Source organism: Paenibacillus sp. FSL H7-0943 (assembly GCF_037963265.1).
Lineage (GTDB): Bacteria > Bacillota > Bacilli > Paenibacillales > Paenibacillaceae > Paenibacillus_AQ > Paenibacillus_AQ odorifer.
Genome location: NZ_CP150148.1, coordinates 1,382,905 through 1,398,257 on the forward strand (window position 1 = coordinate 1,382,905; position 15,353 = coordinate 1,398,257).

General features: G+C 44.6%; 15 protein-coding genes. 10 read left to right on the plus strand and 5 right to left on the minus strand.

The window, feature by feature from the left end:
• Nucleotides 1–618 precede the first annotated feature (618 nt).
• Both NSQ55_RS06055 and NSQ55_RS06060 read right to left on the minus strand, forming a co-directional pair.
• Complete coding sequence (locus NSQ55_RS06055; protein ID WP_339171969.1) at nt 619–831, minus strand: hypothetical protein; 213 nt, start codon at nt 829–831, stop codon at nt 619–621.
• A gap of 169 nt (nt 832–1,000) precedes the next feature.
• Nucleotides 1,001–1,903 carry an NAD(P)-dependent oxidoreductase gene (locus tag NSQ55_RS06060; RefSeq protein ID WP_076218826.1) on the minus strand — a complete coding sequence of 301 codons (903 nt, stop codon included), beginning with the start codon at nt 1,901–1,903 and terminating at the stop codon, nt 1,001–1,003.
• A 235-nt stretch (nt 1,904–2,138) separates the two neighbouring features.
• On the opposite strand from NSQ55_RS06060, the gene NSQ55_RS06065 reads away from it, so the two are divergent.
• The 3 genes from NSQ55_RS06065 (at nt 2,139) to NSQ55_RS06075 (ending at nt 4,858) form a co-directional block, all read left to right on the plus strand.
• Nucleotides 2,139–3,494 carry a glucose-6-phosphate isomerase gene (locus tag NSQ55_RS06065; protein ID WP_036681734.1) on the plus strand — a complete coding sequence of 452 codons (1,356 nt, stop codon included), beginning with the start codon at nt 2,139–2,141 and terminating at the stop codon, nt 3,492–3,494.
• A gap of 146 nt (nt 3,495–3,640) precedes the next feature.
• Nucleotides 3,641–4,273, plus strand: a complete 633-nt coding sequence (locus tag NSQ55_RS06070; protein ID WP_038569136.1) for a YigZ family protein — start codon at nt 3,641–3,643, stop codon at nt 4,271–4,273.
• Between the two features lie 3 nt (nt 4,274–4,276).
• Nucleotides 4,277–4,858, plus strand: a complete 582-nt coding sequence (locus NSQ55_RS06075; RefSeq protein WP_036681739.1) for a TetR/AcrR family transcriptional regulator — start codon at nt 4,277–4,279, stop codon at nt 4,856–4,858.
• A gap of 146 nt (nt 4,859–5,004) precedes the next feature.
• Here NSQ55_RS06075 and NSQ55_RS06080 read toward each other — a convergent pair whose 3' ends face one another.
• A complete protein-coding gene (locus tag NSQ55_RS06080; protein WP_036681742.1) occupies nt 5,005–5,406 on the minus strand; it encodes a secondary thiamine-phosphate synthase enzyme YjbQ in 402 nt (133 codons plus the stop codon).
• A gap of 208 nt (nt 5,407–5,614) precedes the next feature.
• Between NSQ55_RS06080 and cysT the strand changes: the two genes are divergently transcribed.
• The 7 genes from cysT (at nt 5,615) to NSQ55_RS06115 (ending at nt 13,296) form a co-directional block, all read left to right on the plus strand.
• Complete coding sequence (cysT, locus tag NSQ55_RS06085; protein ID WP_076142155.1) at nt 5,615–6,430, plus strand: sulfate ABC transporter permease subunit CysT; 816 nt, start codon at nt 5,615–5,617, stop codon at nt 6,428–6,430.
• Complete coding sequence (locus NSQ55_RS06090; RefSeq protein ID WP_036681745.1) at nt 6,427–7,224, plus strand: sulfate ABC transporter permease subunit; 798 nt, start codon at nt 6,427–6,429, stop codon at nt 7,222–7,224. Before cysT ends, NSQ55_RS06090 begins: the two co-directional genes overlap by 4 nt.
• A gap of 1 nt (nt 7,225) precedes the next feature.
• The gene (gene cysA, locus NSQ55_RS06095) at nt 7,226–8,290 is read left to right on the plus strand and encodes a sulfate ABC transporter ATP-binding protein (RefSeq protein WP_076104838.1); all 1,065 of its coding nucleotides are present in this window, start codon (nt 7,226–7,228) and stop codon (nt 8,288–8,290) included.
• A gap of 317 nt (nt 8,291–8,607) precedes the next feature.
• Nucleotides 8,608–9,675, plus strand: coding sequence for a sulfate ABC transporter substrate-binding protein (locus NSQ55_RS06100; RefSeq protein WP_339171977.1), 1,068 nt, complete (start codon nt 8,608–8,610; stop codon nt 9,673–9,675).
• Nucleotides 9,676–9,814: 139 nt separating this feature from the next.
• Nucleotides 9,815–10,600, plus strand: a complete 786-nt coding sequence (locus NSQ55_RS06105) for an MBL fold metallo-hydrolase (RefSeq protein ID WP_339171979.1) — start codon at nt 9,815–9,817, stop codon at nt 10,598–10,600.
• 312 nt (nt 10,601–10,912) lie between these two features.
• Nucleotides 10,913–11,494 (plus strand): GNAT family N-acetyltransferase, encoded by a 582-nt coding sequence (locus tag NSQ55_RS06110; protein WP_339171981.1) that lies wholly within the window; start codon nt 10,913–10,915, stop codon nt 11,492–11,494.
• A gap of 17 nt (nt 11,495–11,511) precedes the next feature.
• Nucleotides 11,512–13,296, plus strand: a complete 1,785-nt coding sequence (locus tag NSQ55_RS06115) for an ABC transporter ATP-binding protein (protein WP_339171984.1) — start codon at nt 11,512–11,514, stop codon at nt 13,294–13,296.
• Nucleotides 13,297–13,367: 71 nt separating this feature from the next.
• On the opposite strand, the gene NSQ55_RS06120 is transcribed toward NSQ55_RS06115, so the two are convergent.
• Together NSQ55_RS06120 and NSQ55_RS06125 are read right to left on the minus strand one after the other, a co-directional pair.
• Nucleotides 13,368–14,171 carry a Cof-type HAD-IIB family hydrolase gene (locus NSQ55_RS06120; protein WP_038569149.1) on the minus strand — a complete coding sequence of 268 codons (804 nt, stop codon included), beginning with the start codon at nt 14,169–14,171 and terminating at the stop codon, nt 13,368–13,370.
• A gap of 12 nt (nt 14,172–14,183) precedes the next feature.
• Nucleotides 14,184–15,131: a DMT family transporter gene (locus NSQ55_RS06125; protein WP_052096830.1), complete on the minus strand. Its 948-nt coding sequence runs from the start codon at nt 15,129–15,131 to the stop codon at nt 14,184–14,186.
• Nucleotides 15,132–15,353: the final 222 nt, after the last annotated feature.

Below are 15,353 nucleotides of genomic sequence, written 5' to 3' on the forward strand. Positions count from 1 at the left end.
CCAAATGTGAGATTATGCTACAAATAAGGTCAGCTGAGTCCGATGGCGTTGTGTCATCACCAACTTGGGCACCCGGTTAGCGCCAACCCACTGCGTAAGGACCCAGATGGCGTTAACACTAGATCAACACCAATGTAGTACCGGGTCACCACCAATTCTACCGCTTAAGGACCCAGCTGACGCTATTAGCAAATTTATAGCCTTTTGAGCAGGTTTTCGGACTCCAGTGCAGCTATTCCATAGAAACAGGCTCATAATTGGCCTTTTTCATGCCAATAGTGACTATGGAGTCCGATAGCATGCCAAATGTGGGATTATACTGCGAATAAGGTCAGCTGAGTCCAATAGAGATAGCTGTGTACCGCAGAGGTTACTTAGTTAAAGGAGCTTAAGGTTTGGAGCGAGGGAGAGGTTCCAGAAAATACGGGATATACCGTAGTCATCAAGCGATCATCTTGGTAACCAATTTGCAACTAAACAGCAGCTCACCCAGTGACTCCTCCAGTAACTAAGCAGCAACTAAACAGCAGCTCACCCAGTGACTATCCAACAATTTCTCCAGTATCTATCCAACAATTCAGCGCTCCTTCAGTAACTTTTCTGAAATTATCTAACAACTCATCCAGTAACTTCTCCAGCACTTACCCAACATTTCAGCACTCCCTCAGTAACTTTTAAGCGACTATTTAGCAACTCATCAGTAACTCCACCAGCACCAATCCACCGTTTCATCACTAATACAGTAACTTTTGCGAAAAACCAGTACTTCGCGACCTTCTTAGTAACTATCCCACCAACACCACCACAACGTTCTGAGTAACTCCACAGCAACCAATATTTTCTTGCACTACAACTGTTAATTTAGTATTATAAATACACAAACAAACGTTCGTATATTTGGTTTGACAATGGGATTGTCCATAAAGAAAAGACCGCATCGCAATATCATGTGCGAGGCGGTCGTAAATGTTCTTATGAAGTAGGTTTTGAGCTCTTGGATTTATTTATTGGATACATTTGCACCCATCTTTTGGCCGATCCACTCTTCGTAACATTTCACTACGGCAGAGAGATCTTCTTCACCATAACCTTGGGTGAATCCAGCTTGGAACATGCTTTTAGCCAAGCCCAGCATAGGAGAAGGAACGCCTGTTGCATCGCTATGGGCAGAGGCAAGCTTCAAATCCTTAAGCATTAGAGCGAGGGAGAATTGATTGCTGAAATCATCTTCTATGATTTTACGGCCTTTAAGCTCAGCTTGTTTGCTGCCCGCAGAACCAAGTTGTACCAGTTCCAGGAACTTGTCTGCTGGTACGCCTGATTTAACAGCAATGGCGAATCCTTCGGCTAGGGCAACATTATGAATACCAACCATAGCATTGTGAGCCAGCTTGGCCACAGCGCCGCTGCCGTTCTCACCCATATGTAGCAGCTTCTTACCCAAAGTATCAAAGATATCACGATGTTGTTCTATGACCTCAGCACTACCGCCGACCATGAACACTAAGGTTCCTTCAATCGCTGCTGGTTTGCTTCCAGTTACTGGCGCGTCTAGGAAATGTCCACCGCGCGCTTCTACAGCAGCGGCAATCTCACGAACTAGTCCGGGTGAAATTGTGCTGGAATCAATAATTAGTCCACCAGGCTTCACAGCATCAAGTATACCATCTTGACCATAAAACACTTCACGAACCGAATCATCATTGCTGATCATGGTAATAATAACATCCTTACCCTCAGCCGCTTCGCGGGGCGTGAGAGCAGTCTGGGCACCTTCTGCTTCAAGAGGTTTACACTTGGCTGCCGTACGGTTGTATACCGTAACCTGAAAGCCGCCACGTAGTAAATTGGAGGCCATAGGCGCACCCATTGTTCCGAGTCCGATAAAACCGATTTGTTTCATTTATATAGCCACCTTCCGTTTTCTTTATTCTATCACGGCACTTTGTCCAGCACCACAGCACACCTATGTCTTTTGATACAGGAAACGCTTCCAAGGAACTTTGGAAAACTTGGTTCTAATGCCCTCTATGTGCCCTAAGACCTTGCCAGTCAAGGCAAATTAAAGTATCCTAATTATAAAGTTGTAACAAGCGGTTTTAAATTTAAAGAGATAAAACAGGAGGTTACCATTACCGATGTCTAAGAAGATTAATTTTGACTACACAAAAGCTCTTTCGTTTTTTAACCAACAAGAAATCGACAACCTTGCCGCCCCAGTTAAGCTAGCACACGAACAGTTGCATAACAAAACTGGTGTAGGTTCTGACTACCTTGGATGGATCGATCTGCCGACAGCTTACGATAAGGAAGAATTCGCTCGCATTCAACAAGCTGCTAAGAAGATCCAAAGCGATTCCGAGGTACTGATTGTAATTGGTATCGGAGGTTCTTATCTGGGAGCACGCGCAGCTATTGAGGCGCTATCGCATTCTTTCTACAATAACCTTTCTAAAGATAAACGCAAAACTCCAGAAGTTTATTTCGCTGGTAATAACATTAGCTCTACATACATCACGCATCTGCTTGATCTAGTAGAAGGTAAAGACTTCTCCGTGAACGTAATCTCCAAATCTGGAACTACTACTGAGCCAGCGATTGCTTTCCGAATTTTCCGCGCTGCTCTGGAGAAGAAATACGGCAAGGAAGAAGCTCGTAAACGCATTTACGCTACTACAGACAAGGAAAAAGGTGCCCTTAAGAAATTGGCAACTGAAGAAGGTTATGAATCCTTCATCATTCCAGATGATGTAGGCGGACGTTACTCCGTATTGACACCTGTAGGCTTGCTGCCGATTGCTGTAGCTGGCATTAACATTGAAGAAATGATGCAAGGTGCTGCTGCCGCTGCGGATGAGTTCAACAATCCAGATGTAGCTACTAACCAAGCTTATCAATATGCTGCAGTTCGTAACGCTCTATACCGTAAAGGTAAAACAACTGAAATCCTCGTCAACTATGAGCCTTCCTTACACTTTGTATCTGAGTGGTGGAAACAATTGTTTGGCGAAAGTGAAGGTAAGGACTTCAAAGGAATTTATCCTTCTTCCGTTGATTTCTCCACAGATCTACACTCCATGGGTCAATTTATCCAAGAAGGTAACCGCAACATTTTTGAAACGGTTATCCAAGTAGATCAAGTAGCTCATCATGTTACGATTGAGAATGATCCGGATGATCTGGACGGCTTGAACTTCTTAACAGGTAAGACTATGGATTTCGTGAATAAGAAAGCTTTCCAAGGTACAATGCTTGCACATACAGATGGTCAAGTACCTAACCTTATCGTTACTATTCCTGATCAAACACCATACACCTTTGGATATTTGGTGTACTTCTTTGAAAAAGCCTGCGGTATCAGCGGATACTTGCTCGGTGTTAACCCATTTGACCAACCAGGCGTAGAAGCATACAAGAAAAACATGTTCGCATTGCTTGGCAAACCAGGTTACGAAAAAGAAAAAGCAGAGCTGGAAGCAAGACTTACTGAATAGTATTGCAGTAGGTTTTACAATGGCTATTAATCACAGAACATTCATACTAATGTAAGTCACCAGGAGCAGTCCATAGGTAATCCAATACCGGGACTGCTCCTGACATTATATGAAGACATCATATGTAAATAAGGACTGGAATAATTATGTTAGAACAATATCAAACGGTCCGCTCTTCCGGCTCAAAGGAAGTTGTGATCCGTAAATCCCGCTTCATTGGTCATGTTATGCCAGTGGAGAATGAAGAAGAAGCTTTGTTGTTTATCGAGGACATCAAGAAGAAACATTGGAACGCAACGCATAACTGTTCTGCTTATGTGATTGGGGAGAGAGACGAAATCCAGAGGCAATCGGACGACGGGGAGCCGAGTGGTACAGCCGGCAAACCGATTTTGGAAGTAATCCGCAATCAGGGAGTTAAAAATGTCGCAATCGTAGTTACCCGTTATTTCGGAGGCATTATGCTGGGTGCTGGTGGGCTGATTAGAGCTTATACGGATGGAGCAGTGCTTGCGCTTGAAGCAGGAGAAGTAATCACCCGTGTACTAAGACGAGAGGTATTCGTAGAGATCGAGTACACTTGGCTGGGCAAGGTTGAGAACGAACTTCGAGGAAGAGGGATTCAGACTGGCGAGACTTTGTTCACCGACAAGGTAACGTTGTTATGTTTGCCGCGAAATGATGAGGGTGACACTTTTATGGCATGGATGACAGATCTAACCCAAGGGCAAGCCCTGATAACAGAAGGGCGGCGGATTTACTACAGCGAAGGGGATTAGTATATGGCAAGGAGAGCAGTGGAGCAGGAGTTGTCGAGGGAAAGGATTCTAGAGGCCGCTAGGCATCTGTTTATAACCAAAGGGTATCGGGCGATTTCAATGCGAAGTATTGGTCAGCATTTGGGATATAGCCACGGCTCTCTCTATTATCATTTCAAGGAAAAGGCGGAGTTGTTCTACGCTATTGTTGTAGAGGATTTTAATCATGTGGCTGCTTTACTCAGCCAAGTAATGAATAAACCGCCTGAAGAAGGAATGACAAGGGTAGAACAGCTGATTATGGAATTTATTAGATTTGGAATAGATCATCCCTATCAATATGAAATTATGTTCATGATTCGCGATGAGGAATTGCTAGCTTATTGTAGAGCAGAACAGGGACGATGTTTTGATTTATTCTCAAGTATTGTGCGCCGTCATATGAAGGAAGAAGGATATGTGTCTGAGGACTGGCAGAATGTGCCGTTAACAATGTTCTTGTCTGCACACGGATTTATTTCTTATTATATCCAGGATAAAGTATCATTTGACGATGTGAAAGAGGCAGCGTTAGCTCATATAAAGGTTTTATGTCGCAGCCTTTAACATGCTGTTTTTTTTATAGATCTTCACTTTAAAGCTGTGCATTGGTATAACACTGCTTCTCTGCTTGATGAAAGTATTACTAGACTCTAGTTATAGTCTAAATGGCCGCTCCGCAGCGATAACGGAAGCGGCCATTTGTATGTTTATTATCCCTCTACTATTTTTAAGAAACATTGCCGGCGTCTAGGGCCATCGAACTCACAGAAATAAATACCTTGCCAACGACCGAGAATTAATTCACCTTCGTGGATGATCAGGGTCTGGGAAGGCCCGGTAGTAATAGATTTAAGATGAGAGGCAGTATTGCCTTCCGCATGCCGATACTTCGGATGCTCCCAAGGGTAGACCTCATCCAAACGCATCAGAACATCATGCTTCACATCAGGATCTGCATTTTCATTAATAGCAATACCAGCAGTGGTATGAGGACAATAAACTACAATCAATCCATCTTGAATTCCACTTTTTTTTACATAAGAAATGACTTCCCGAGTAATATCACGTAATTCATCCCGCTTTGTAGTAGTGATCTCCAGAGTATGCAACATAATCATTCCCCTTCCTGTAAGGTGCCATTTTTTAGTGTACCTTTGATACATATATTTTAACCCAAATTCACTTGAAAGTAATTGACGGCGGTGAGAAGGATTTGGTAAAGTAGTAATAATATAAAACCAAGTATATAAATAGGAATAATTAATGAGGATTTTGGTTAGTATACCGACCGGTTATCCGGAGGTGGGAGGGCAAAAATCATTGAATTCGCTGCTTAGACACAAAGGCTGGACTTGGGGTTTCCGAACTACAATTTTGCTCTATTTTGTAGTATTAATCGTGTTGCCCATACTCGGGGTCTATTACAACTCTTTTTCTCTTGGTTTTGGCAATTTTGTGGAAAGCGTCAGCGACCCAATTGCTTGGAAGTCGGTGCTGCTAACCTTAAAGCTGGCGATTATCGCTACTTTAATTAATGTCTTCTTAGGAACTATGATTGCTTGGGTCCTTATTCGTTATCAATTTGCTGGTAAAGCGCTGCTAAACAGTCTGGTCGATTTACCTTTTGCACTTCCAACAGCGGTCGGAGGTTTGATGATTCTACTGCTGCTTGGACCAGGTAGCCTTATCGGCAAAGCAGCTGAGGCACTAGGATTTGAAATTGTTTTTCATCAACCGGCTATCGTAATTGCTATGGTGTTCGTGACGTTTCCATTCGTGATTCGAGCGGTTCAGCCCTTGCTGGAGGAGTTGGATCCATCCGAAGAGGAAGCAGCATATACAATGGGTGCCAAGGGGGCAAGGGTATTCTGGCAAGTTATTCTTCCATCAATGGCGCCTGGGATGATCAGTGGTGGGATGCTCGCATTTTCAAGAGCGCTTGCGGAATTTGGTGCAGTGGTCCTCGTCGCAGGTAATATTCCGGGCCGTACGCTTGTATCTTCTGTTTTTATTTTTGGTGAAGTTGAAAGTGATAATCCAGTCTCCGCCGCTGCGGTTTCTGTTATTCTCTTGACCTTATCCTTTCTTATTCTTTGGCTGATTAATATGCTGCAGATGCGGGGGAGACGCTCATGAGGAAATTATGGATTGCTCTTACTTATTTAGTGTTTTTTCTGCTGATTGCTGCTCCATTAGGGAAAATGGCTATGGGTGCTTTTAGTGAAGGATTTGGTGGTTTCTGGAATGCTCTGACTAGGCCCGAAGCGCTGCATGCGCTTATGATGACTGGGCTTGTTGTGATAGTAGTTACGTTATTAAATACATTGTTCGGTATTATGATGGCTCTGTATCTTGTTCGGGCGAACTGGATCGGCAAGCGTCTAAAAGGATTATTGAACAGTATTGTGGATTTGCCTTACGCGGTATCCCCTGTAATCGGAGGATTGATGATTGTCCTGTTGCTGGGTCCCGATAGTACCTTGGGAGCGATTTTTGAGGGGATTGGACTAAAGATCGTTTATGCGATTCCCGGGATGATCATTGCCACTTTATTTGTTACCTTTCCTTTAATGGTGCGTGAGGTTATGCCGGTGCTTCAGGAGATTGGTTCACAGCAGGAGGAAGCGGCTTCGACATTGGGCGCTCGTAGCTGGACTATTTTTTGGAAGGTAACTTGGCCTTCGATTCGTTGGGCGGTTGTGTATGGTGTCATTCTTACGGTGGCACGTTCACTTGGAGAGTTCGGCGCGGTGCTCGTGGTTTCGGGGAATATTATGAACAAAACCCAGACGGCGACAACTTTAGTCTATCAGGATGTTGAGAATTTTAATGTGACGGCTGCTGGAGGAATAGCGCTAGTTCTGGCTGCATTTTCCGCAGGTCTGCTGCTGTTGATGGAATGGACCAAGAGAAGAAAGGAAGTGCAGTAATATGCATGTAGAAGTGCGGGGGTTAAACAAGCATTTTGGAGATTTTCATGCGGTCAAGGACGTCAATTTCACCATTACAAAAGGTCACCTGATTGGATTGCTCGGCCCAAGTGGAGGCGGGAAAACCTCAATTCTACGTATGCTGGCGGGACTGGAGTCACCGGATACCGGAGAGATTATTTTTCATGGTCAGACGGTGAACAATCTTCCTCCTCAAGAACGTGGGATCGGCTTCGTTTTCCAGAACTATGCACTCTTCAAACATATGACTGTATTTGATAATATCGCTTTTGGCTTAAAGGTTAAAAAGGCAAACAAAACAGCTATCCGCGATCGTGTTATGGAACTTGTGGAGCTTACAGGGTTAAAAGGGTTCGAGAAACGTTATCCGCATCAGCTATCAGGGGGACAACGTCAGCGTGTGGCTTTTGCACGTGCGCTTGCGCCTGAACCACAGCTGCTGCTTTTAGATGAACCTTTTGCCGCTATTGATGCGAAGATCCGCCAGGAGCTGCGCGCTTGGCTGCGTGAACTGATTGAGCGTGTAGGTATCACCTCTATTTTTGTAACCCATGACCAAGATGAAGCGATTGAAGTAGCGGATGAAATTATGATCATTAATCAAGGACGTTTGGAACAAAAGGGTACCCCGTGGGATATTTACAAGGAACCCAAAACACCGTTCGTGGCAACATTTATCGGCGAATCTACGCTGATTGAGAACGCTTCTGAGGTTAAAGGCTTTACAGGTGCGGGGGACGGAAAACCTACCAAAGCGCTGATTCGTCCTGAATATATTGAAGTGGGTAACCTGCATGAGTTCAAGATGGCTTCTGCCACGGAAAAAGGTGTTGTGAAACATCTGCATTTCCGCGGCAGCGAATGGCTCGTTGAGGTTGAAGTAAATGGCCACAAGCTGGTCACCTACCGTTCGTTGGAGAAAGAAACCTTGCAGCCGGGTCAGGAAATCTCAGTACTGGTACATCGGGCTTATCTGTTTAATGATGAGCGCAGCTGGATCCAGGAGAACAACCTGAAAGAAGATCCAATGCCGATTTTTATTTAAAAATAAATAAAATGATTTTCAATTTTTTTTGATAGTAGCGAATGTGATTCGCTAGGATTAGAGGAACTGATGTGAAGGCCAGAAGTAATGAAGTGGAAGTTTGGAACTGTAGGAGCGGAGCGACCGCCTTTGTTTCCGGATTTAATCCGCTGAGGATATAAAATTAATAAATCTGGGAACAACAGCGGCCGAAAGTCCAAACATTCCGCGTAATTACGGCAAATACCGAACGTTGGATACTTGAATTTTAAGTTTCAGCCATAGAGCTACTTTCAAGGAAATATTAAAAATCATTACCTCGAAGGATGTGGGCCGCAATGAATATCAAAAGGAGCAGACAACTGCACGGATGTTTTGCTGCCCTAATGCTGGCCATACTCACGCTGACAGTAGTCGGTTGCGGGAATGAGAAGGCAGCTACGACGATGGCAGAGCCTTCGAAGCAAGGGGATGTTACGCTGGTAATTGGCGCATACAGTGTGGCTAAGGATGCGATGCAGGATATTTTGCCGTTATTTGCTGCCAAGTGGAAGGCAGATACGGGTCAGGATATTAATTTTCAGGAGTCTTATGAGGCTTCAGGGACACAGGCGAGAGCGATTGTAGGTGGATTTGAAGCGGATGTGACGCTGCTAGCCATGGAAGGTGATGTCGAGAAGCTAGTTAAGGCTGGACTCGTAGCGCCAACATGGAAAGAGCAGGGTGAACAAGGCATGGTAACACGTTCAGTAGTAGCTCTTGGTACCCGCGAAGGAAATCCCAAAGGCATTCGCGATTTTGCGGACTTAGCCAAGCAAGGGATTAAAGTGTTATATCCAAACCCGAAGACCTCTGGTGGTGCGCAATGGGATATCAACGCGATCTATGGGGCTGGTCTGAAGCTGTCAGAGGAGCAGAAGGGGGCAAAGGATCCAGCAGCAGCCAAAGCTTTTTTGGAAAGCATCCATGCCAATGTAGAGTCTCTGGATAAGAGTGGCCGCGCTTCTATGGCAGCCTTCGAGTATGGAGTGGGGGATGTAATTGTCACCTATGAGAATGAACTGCTGGCTCGGATTGCTCAGGGAGTCAAATACGAAGTCATTATTCCTAAAAATACAATTCTGATTGAGAATCCGGCGGCTGTTGTAGAGAAATATGCGGATGAGCATGGGACACGCATAGCATCAGAAGCACTGGTTGATTTTTTGATAACCCCACAGGCACAAGAGATCTTTGCAAAATATGGCTTTCGTCCCGTGGATAAACAAGTCTATGCTGAGCACAAAAGCGATTACCCTGATCCGGCGGGCCTCTTTGATATTAACTATTTAGGAGGCTGGGATGAGGTGCGAAGCTCACTTTATTCCAAGCGTGGAATTTGGTATCAGGTACTTGCCGGAATATAAGGTAGAGGTATAACAAAAGAGTCATCCCAGCAGTTCATCTGTGGTGGGGATGGCTTTTTTTGGTGGGTCTCTTTAAGATAGAGAGAGGGTAATTTAGATATATTACTTCGTTGAAGAGAACCTGAAGGAGAGATAATAGATGGATACGTTGGTATTTTTGGGTACAGGAGATGCCATGGGGGTTCCTCGGGTATATTGCAGCTGTGAGACCTGTACAGAGGCAAGGGAACAGGGTGAAAATATTCGCCTGCGCTCTTCTGTACTTATAGATAATGGCAGTGACTTTTTAGTGATCGATTGTGGGCCTGACTGGCGGCGTCAGATGGAGGCGCAGGGAGTACGGAATATGCGCAGACTGCTGGTGACACACGCTCATTTTGATCATATTGGTGGGCTGCCGGAATGGGCGGATTCTTGCCGCTGGATGGGATATAAGGGCCAGCTCTTTGCCCCAGCAGAAGTGATCCCGATAATAGAGCGGCAATATCCATGGCTGCGCAATCAGATCGAGATGATTCCTTGTGATGAAGGCATAGAGCTAGACGGCTGGACAATAGATACCTGGAAAGTGAACCATGGCAAGAATGGATACTCGTATGCTTTTCGTCTGGAGAAGGAGGGCTATGTATGGGTGTATTGTCCAGATTCCATTTCTCTTGGAGCTGAAGAGATACGCCTGATGCATGGAGCTGACTTGCTGGTATTAGGTACAAGCTTCTATTACGAAGCAGCGGAGTTATCGACTCGTTCTGTATACGATATGACGGAAGCAGCGGAGCTGCTGCAAACTGTGAAGCCTCAAAAGGCAATCTATACCCATATGTCGCATGATGTGGATATGAGAAAATCATATATTTTACCGGAAAATGTTACGCTGGCCGAGACGGGGATGAGAATACCCTTAGGATCTTCGGAGATCAGCTGAAATTTAGATAAAAAGAAAACTCCCTTTTGCTGGAAGGGAGTTTTCTTGATCCTATTTAACCTGTTATATTCCGCCTTGTTGAATATGTTTAATGAACTCTTCAAGCCAATAAATGGAGTGGTCCGCTTTAGTTGAGATATTCACTAAATCAAAAAGGGACATCATTCGGGCAACTTCAGCCTGTTGATGTTCCTTTTGTGATTTCTATTGCATTCAGTATTCAGATCCCGATATATACTATATAATCAAAAAGCATATCGTATTATTTTTACATATTTAGAATAATTATCATCGCCAGAGGAGGAGTATGAAGTGGCTGACTCCAAGGATCCAATCCTGCTTGATTTTCCCGAGAGTTTTGAAACAGAGAGGCTGCTCATTCGTGCCCCTTTATGGGGAGATGGAGTTAGCATGAATGAGGCTATCCGTGAAAGTATAGATGAATTGAGACCTTGGATGGCTTTTGCTCAAGTAATACCCACATTAGAAGAATCAGAGAAAGTTACTAGAGAAGGCAGACTGGAGTTTCTAAAAAGGGATAAGCTACATATGCGTATTTTTAGAAGGGATACGGAGGGTTTTATCGGCTGCATTAGCCTGCATCATCTAAACTGGGAACTCCGCAATTTTGAGATTGGTTATTGGATCCGGAGCGCCTGTGCAGGCAAAGGATATATGACAGAAGCCGTAAATGAAATCACCAATTTTGCCATACGGGAACTAGGGGCGAATCGTCTCGAAATCTTTTGTAGTGCACGAAATACCAAAAGTGCCGCGGTAGCCGAACGTGCGGGTTTTACACTGGAAGGGATCCTGCGCAGTGCGAGTCTTGGGTATGACGGGGAACGGCATGACAGTAAGGTGTTCGCTAAGGTTAGAGGTATAGAATTTTAAGTGAGAGGGCTGGTTCTTTGAAGCAGAAAGGCGTATTTTCAAGATTAAGTACATATATGTTAAGGCACAAGCTCTTATATACGATTTTATTATTTACGACTTTATTTGGGATTGTTCTGGATTTAACGATTGCTTGGCTGCTCTCAGTAATTACGGATGCTGCGGTTAGACTCGATGTGAAAGCTTTTAAAGGGCTGGTTATTTTCGGATTAATCTACTTATTAGTGAGTGCAATTAATGGTTTCATCGATCGATATCTCAAAAATAAAATCGCAGCTAAGATCAGAAATGAGCTGCGGTTGGATATGATGCGGCATGCCTTAGCTCTTCCTCAGTCTTATTTTGACCGTAATCATTCCGGGGATTTATTGTCCCGCTTTACTAATGATAATCAATCTGTTGGTAATGCTACAGGCGAGGTAATGATTGATCTAATCCGTAACCCTTTACTAGCCCTCGCGGCATTTGGTTATTTGCTCTATATTAACTGGCTACTGGCATTGATCTGTTTTGCAATGGGGCCTTTGATGTTCCTTACGGGAAAAATCTTTGGTTCAGCGATGCGTGAGAACAGTGTGAAGATTCAGACTAATATGAGCAAGATTACTTCCTTTTTACATGACATTCTAGGCAGTAGTATGGTGTTTAAATCCTTTAGCATTGAACGCAGACTAATGAAGCAGTATCAGGAGCATAGTGAGAATATTACTTCTGAAGAATTGAAGCGGGGAAGAATTGAGGGAGCTACTGGCTCATTCTCCTCTTTTTTGGGAAACTTTACGTTTCTTCTGGCGCTGGTCGTGGCTGGTTATTTTGTGGCAAAAGGATCACTTGAGGTCGGTGCGATGATTGCTTTCATCCAGCTCATGAATTATTTAGTGATGCCGTTCTCGTCATTGCCGGGACTGATCAATTCGATGCAGCAATCACTTGGGGCGGCGGGACGGATCTTTGAGGTGTTGGATAGCCCGGTGGAGGTTGAGACCCTTCCAGAAGTGAAGACTAAGCAACCAGAATTTGAGAGTATGGTTATGTCGTCGATCTCATTCTCGTATCCGGGAGCAGAGAGACAAAGTATAAACAAGATCAGCTTAGAGCTTCAAAAAGGAACACAGATGGCGGTTGTGGGACCGAGTGGTGGAGGTAAATCTACGCTTTTCAAACTATTGCTGGGATTGTATGAACCCGATGAGGGCGAAGTAATAATCAATGGGCAGCGGATCAACGAGATGAGTCTGGCTAAGCTTAGAAGTTATTTTTCCTATGTGCCGCAAGAGGCAGGTCTTTATACAGGAAGCATTCGTGATAATATCCGGAATGGAAATCCAGAGGCGGATGAGCAAGAAATTCTGGAAGCTTTGCGAAAAGCGAATGCCTATGATTTTGTAATGAAATTGCCTGAGGGACTGGATACTGATATTGGTGAGGAAGGCTCACGACTGTCCGGGGGACAACGTCAGCGGCTTTCCATTGCAAGAGCAATTCTGAGAAACGCTCCTATTCTACTGTTGGATGAAGCTACTGCTGCACTTGACAATGAATCAGAAAAACTGGTGCAGCAGGCCATTCGTAAACTAATGGGAGACAAAACTACACTTGTTATCGCGCACCGTTTATCTACGATTCAGAACGCTGATATCATTCTCGTGATGGAGAATGGTGAAATTGTGGAGAGTGGAACGCATGATGTACTGCTTGCTGCTGAAGGAAGATATAATGATTTGTACTATTCTCAGCTAGAGCAGGAAGAAGAGAGTGGAATGGGACCCGAGAAAGTGGAATTAGCTTCTACAGGAGTTTGAGTTTTGGAATAAAAAAGGGTGCAACAACGTCATGAAATATGGCGTTGCTGCACCCTTTTGCTTAAGGAAGTTTAGTTCACTTTATTAAGAATGAATTTATCAATCGCATATTTCACGCCATCGTCATTGTTGCTTAAGGTCACGAAATCAGCAATTTCTTTCAGAGCAGGAATAGCATTCTCCATAGCGACGCCAAGTCCGGCAGCTTCCAGCATCTCATGGTCGTTCCAAGAATCACCTACAGCGATGGTCTCGGAAAGCTCACAGCCGTAATGTTTGGCTAGGAATTCAAGTGCAATGCCCTTGGTTCCTTCATGATGCATGATTTCCAGGAAGTGTGGTTTGGATTTGGTAATATGCACGGAATCACCAAGCAATTCATGCAGGATTGGAGCCAGTTCATCCAAGAAATCAGGATCATCGATAATTAGCATTTTTGGTGTTTTTTGCGGGACAAGCTTTTCCCAGTCAGGCTCAATAAAATATTGCGTTTTATTCAAGTCCGTATAGTCTTTGATCTTTTGGTTGTCTTCACGGGCATATAGCTTGTCGTCAATGTAAGTTTGCAGATGCAGATTATGCTCCACGCAGTAAGTGAACAGCTTGCGGACTGCATCTTGCGGGACGTAACGCTCATACAGTACTTTTTCATCGAGCAAGTTCTTAACGAGTGCACCCTGGTAAGTAATGATAGGTACGTTTAGTCCAGTTTGACGGGCAATGGCTTGAGCGGAAGCGTAAGCACGGCCTGTAGCAAGGGTTACAACAACACCTGCGGCAACAGCCTCTTCAAGCGCAGTTTGGGTAGCAGGTGTTACTTCCTTGTCATCATTAATCAGAGTGTCATCAATATCAATCGCGATCAATTTGTACATTTGTCTCTCTCCTTATCTCTTTCTAAATAGATGTAATTTGGAAAAATAACTCTTCTTATGTTGATTCTGACCCGGTTCCGGGCTCAGCTCTGCCATAAGCATAGCCCCCAGAATACAACCACAACCGAGCAGAGCGGACAACCCGAGTGTTTCCCCGCCAAAGGCTAAACCCGTCAGAACGGCAAATACCGGTTCTGTGGCATAAATAATGGCTACCCGTGATGGGGTAGTATATTTCTGACAGGCGGTTTGAATCCAGAAGGCAAAAGCGCTGGTTGGCCCGATGGAGATCAGCAGAGCCCAAAGCACATCTGGGTCCTTAATCAGCTCCCCGCTGTGGGCGAGCGGTGTTGCCCCTTCAAAAATAAGCGAGGCAGCAATACTGAACAGCCCAACGAAAGCAAGCTGCAGAGTAGCTAGCGGCAACGCCGGATAATGAGGTGCATAAACGCCAGTATAGGCTACCTGTAACGCAAAAGCTATGGCACACAGAAGAATCAAGGCATCGCCTTTATTCAAGGATAATGCAGAGCCCGTGAAGGTCAACAGATAAAGCCCGATTGCGGCGAGTGCCGCACTGAACCAAGTGTATCGTGAAATCGCATGCTTCAATAGGGCAAGAGACAGAAAGGGAACTAGGACAACCGATAGCCCGGTAATAAAGCCGGTATTAGAGGTTGTTGTATATAGAAGTCCCATCGTCTGAAAGCCATAGCCCATAAACAAAAAAAGGCCAAGCAGCAGAGAATCGCGTACCATGCGGAAACTAAGCTGTTTCCAATCCTTGCGGTAAAAAATAACTGTGATTAGAGCCAGCAACAGGGCAGCGCCCATAAAGCGGATACTATTAAACGCGAGCGGTGGCAACACCTTGACAGCATTTTGTACAATCAGAAAGGTACATCCCCACATCATCGCCACCAATAGCAGGCTAAAATCGGCTATACGGGAACGCTTCACTACTTAGGTCATCCTTTCTTCAGCAGCTGCCGTCTCTATGTAGACGACAAGGTCAAGTTGTCCAAATTGTATCGTATATTCATGGGGAGGACAAGATAGAAATCGCGTAAAGGCTTATATACTAAGCGATTTCAGCGTTTTATGTAGACAAAAAAACCGGGTCTTGATATACTTCGATAACCGCACATTTGTTCTTGTTTTTGCATCTTAGAAAGGAGCGGT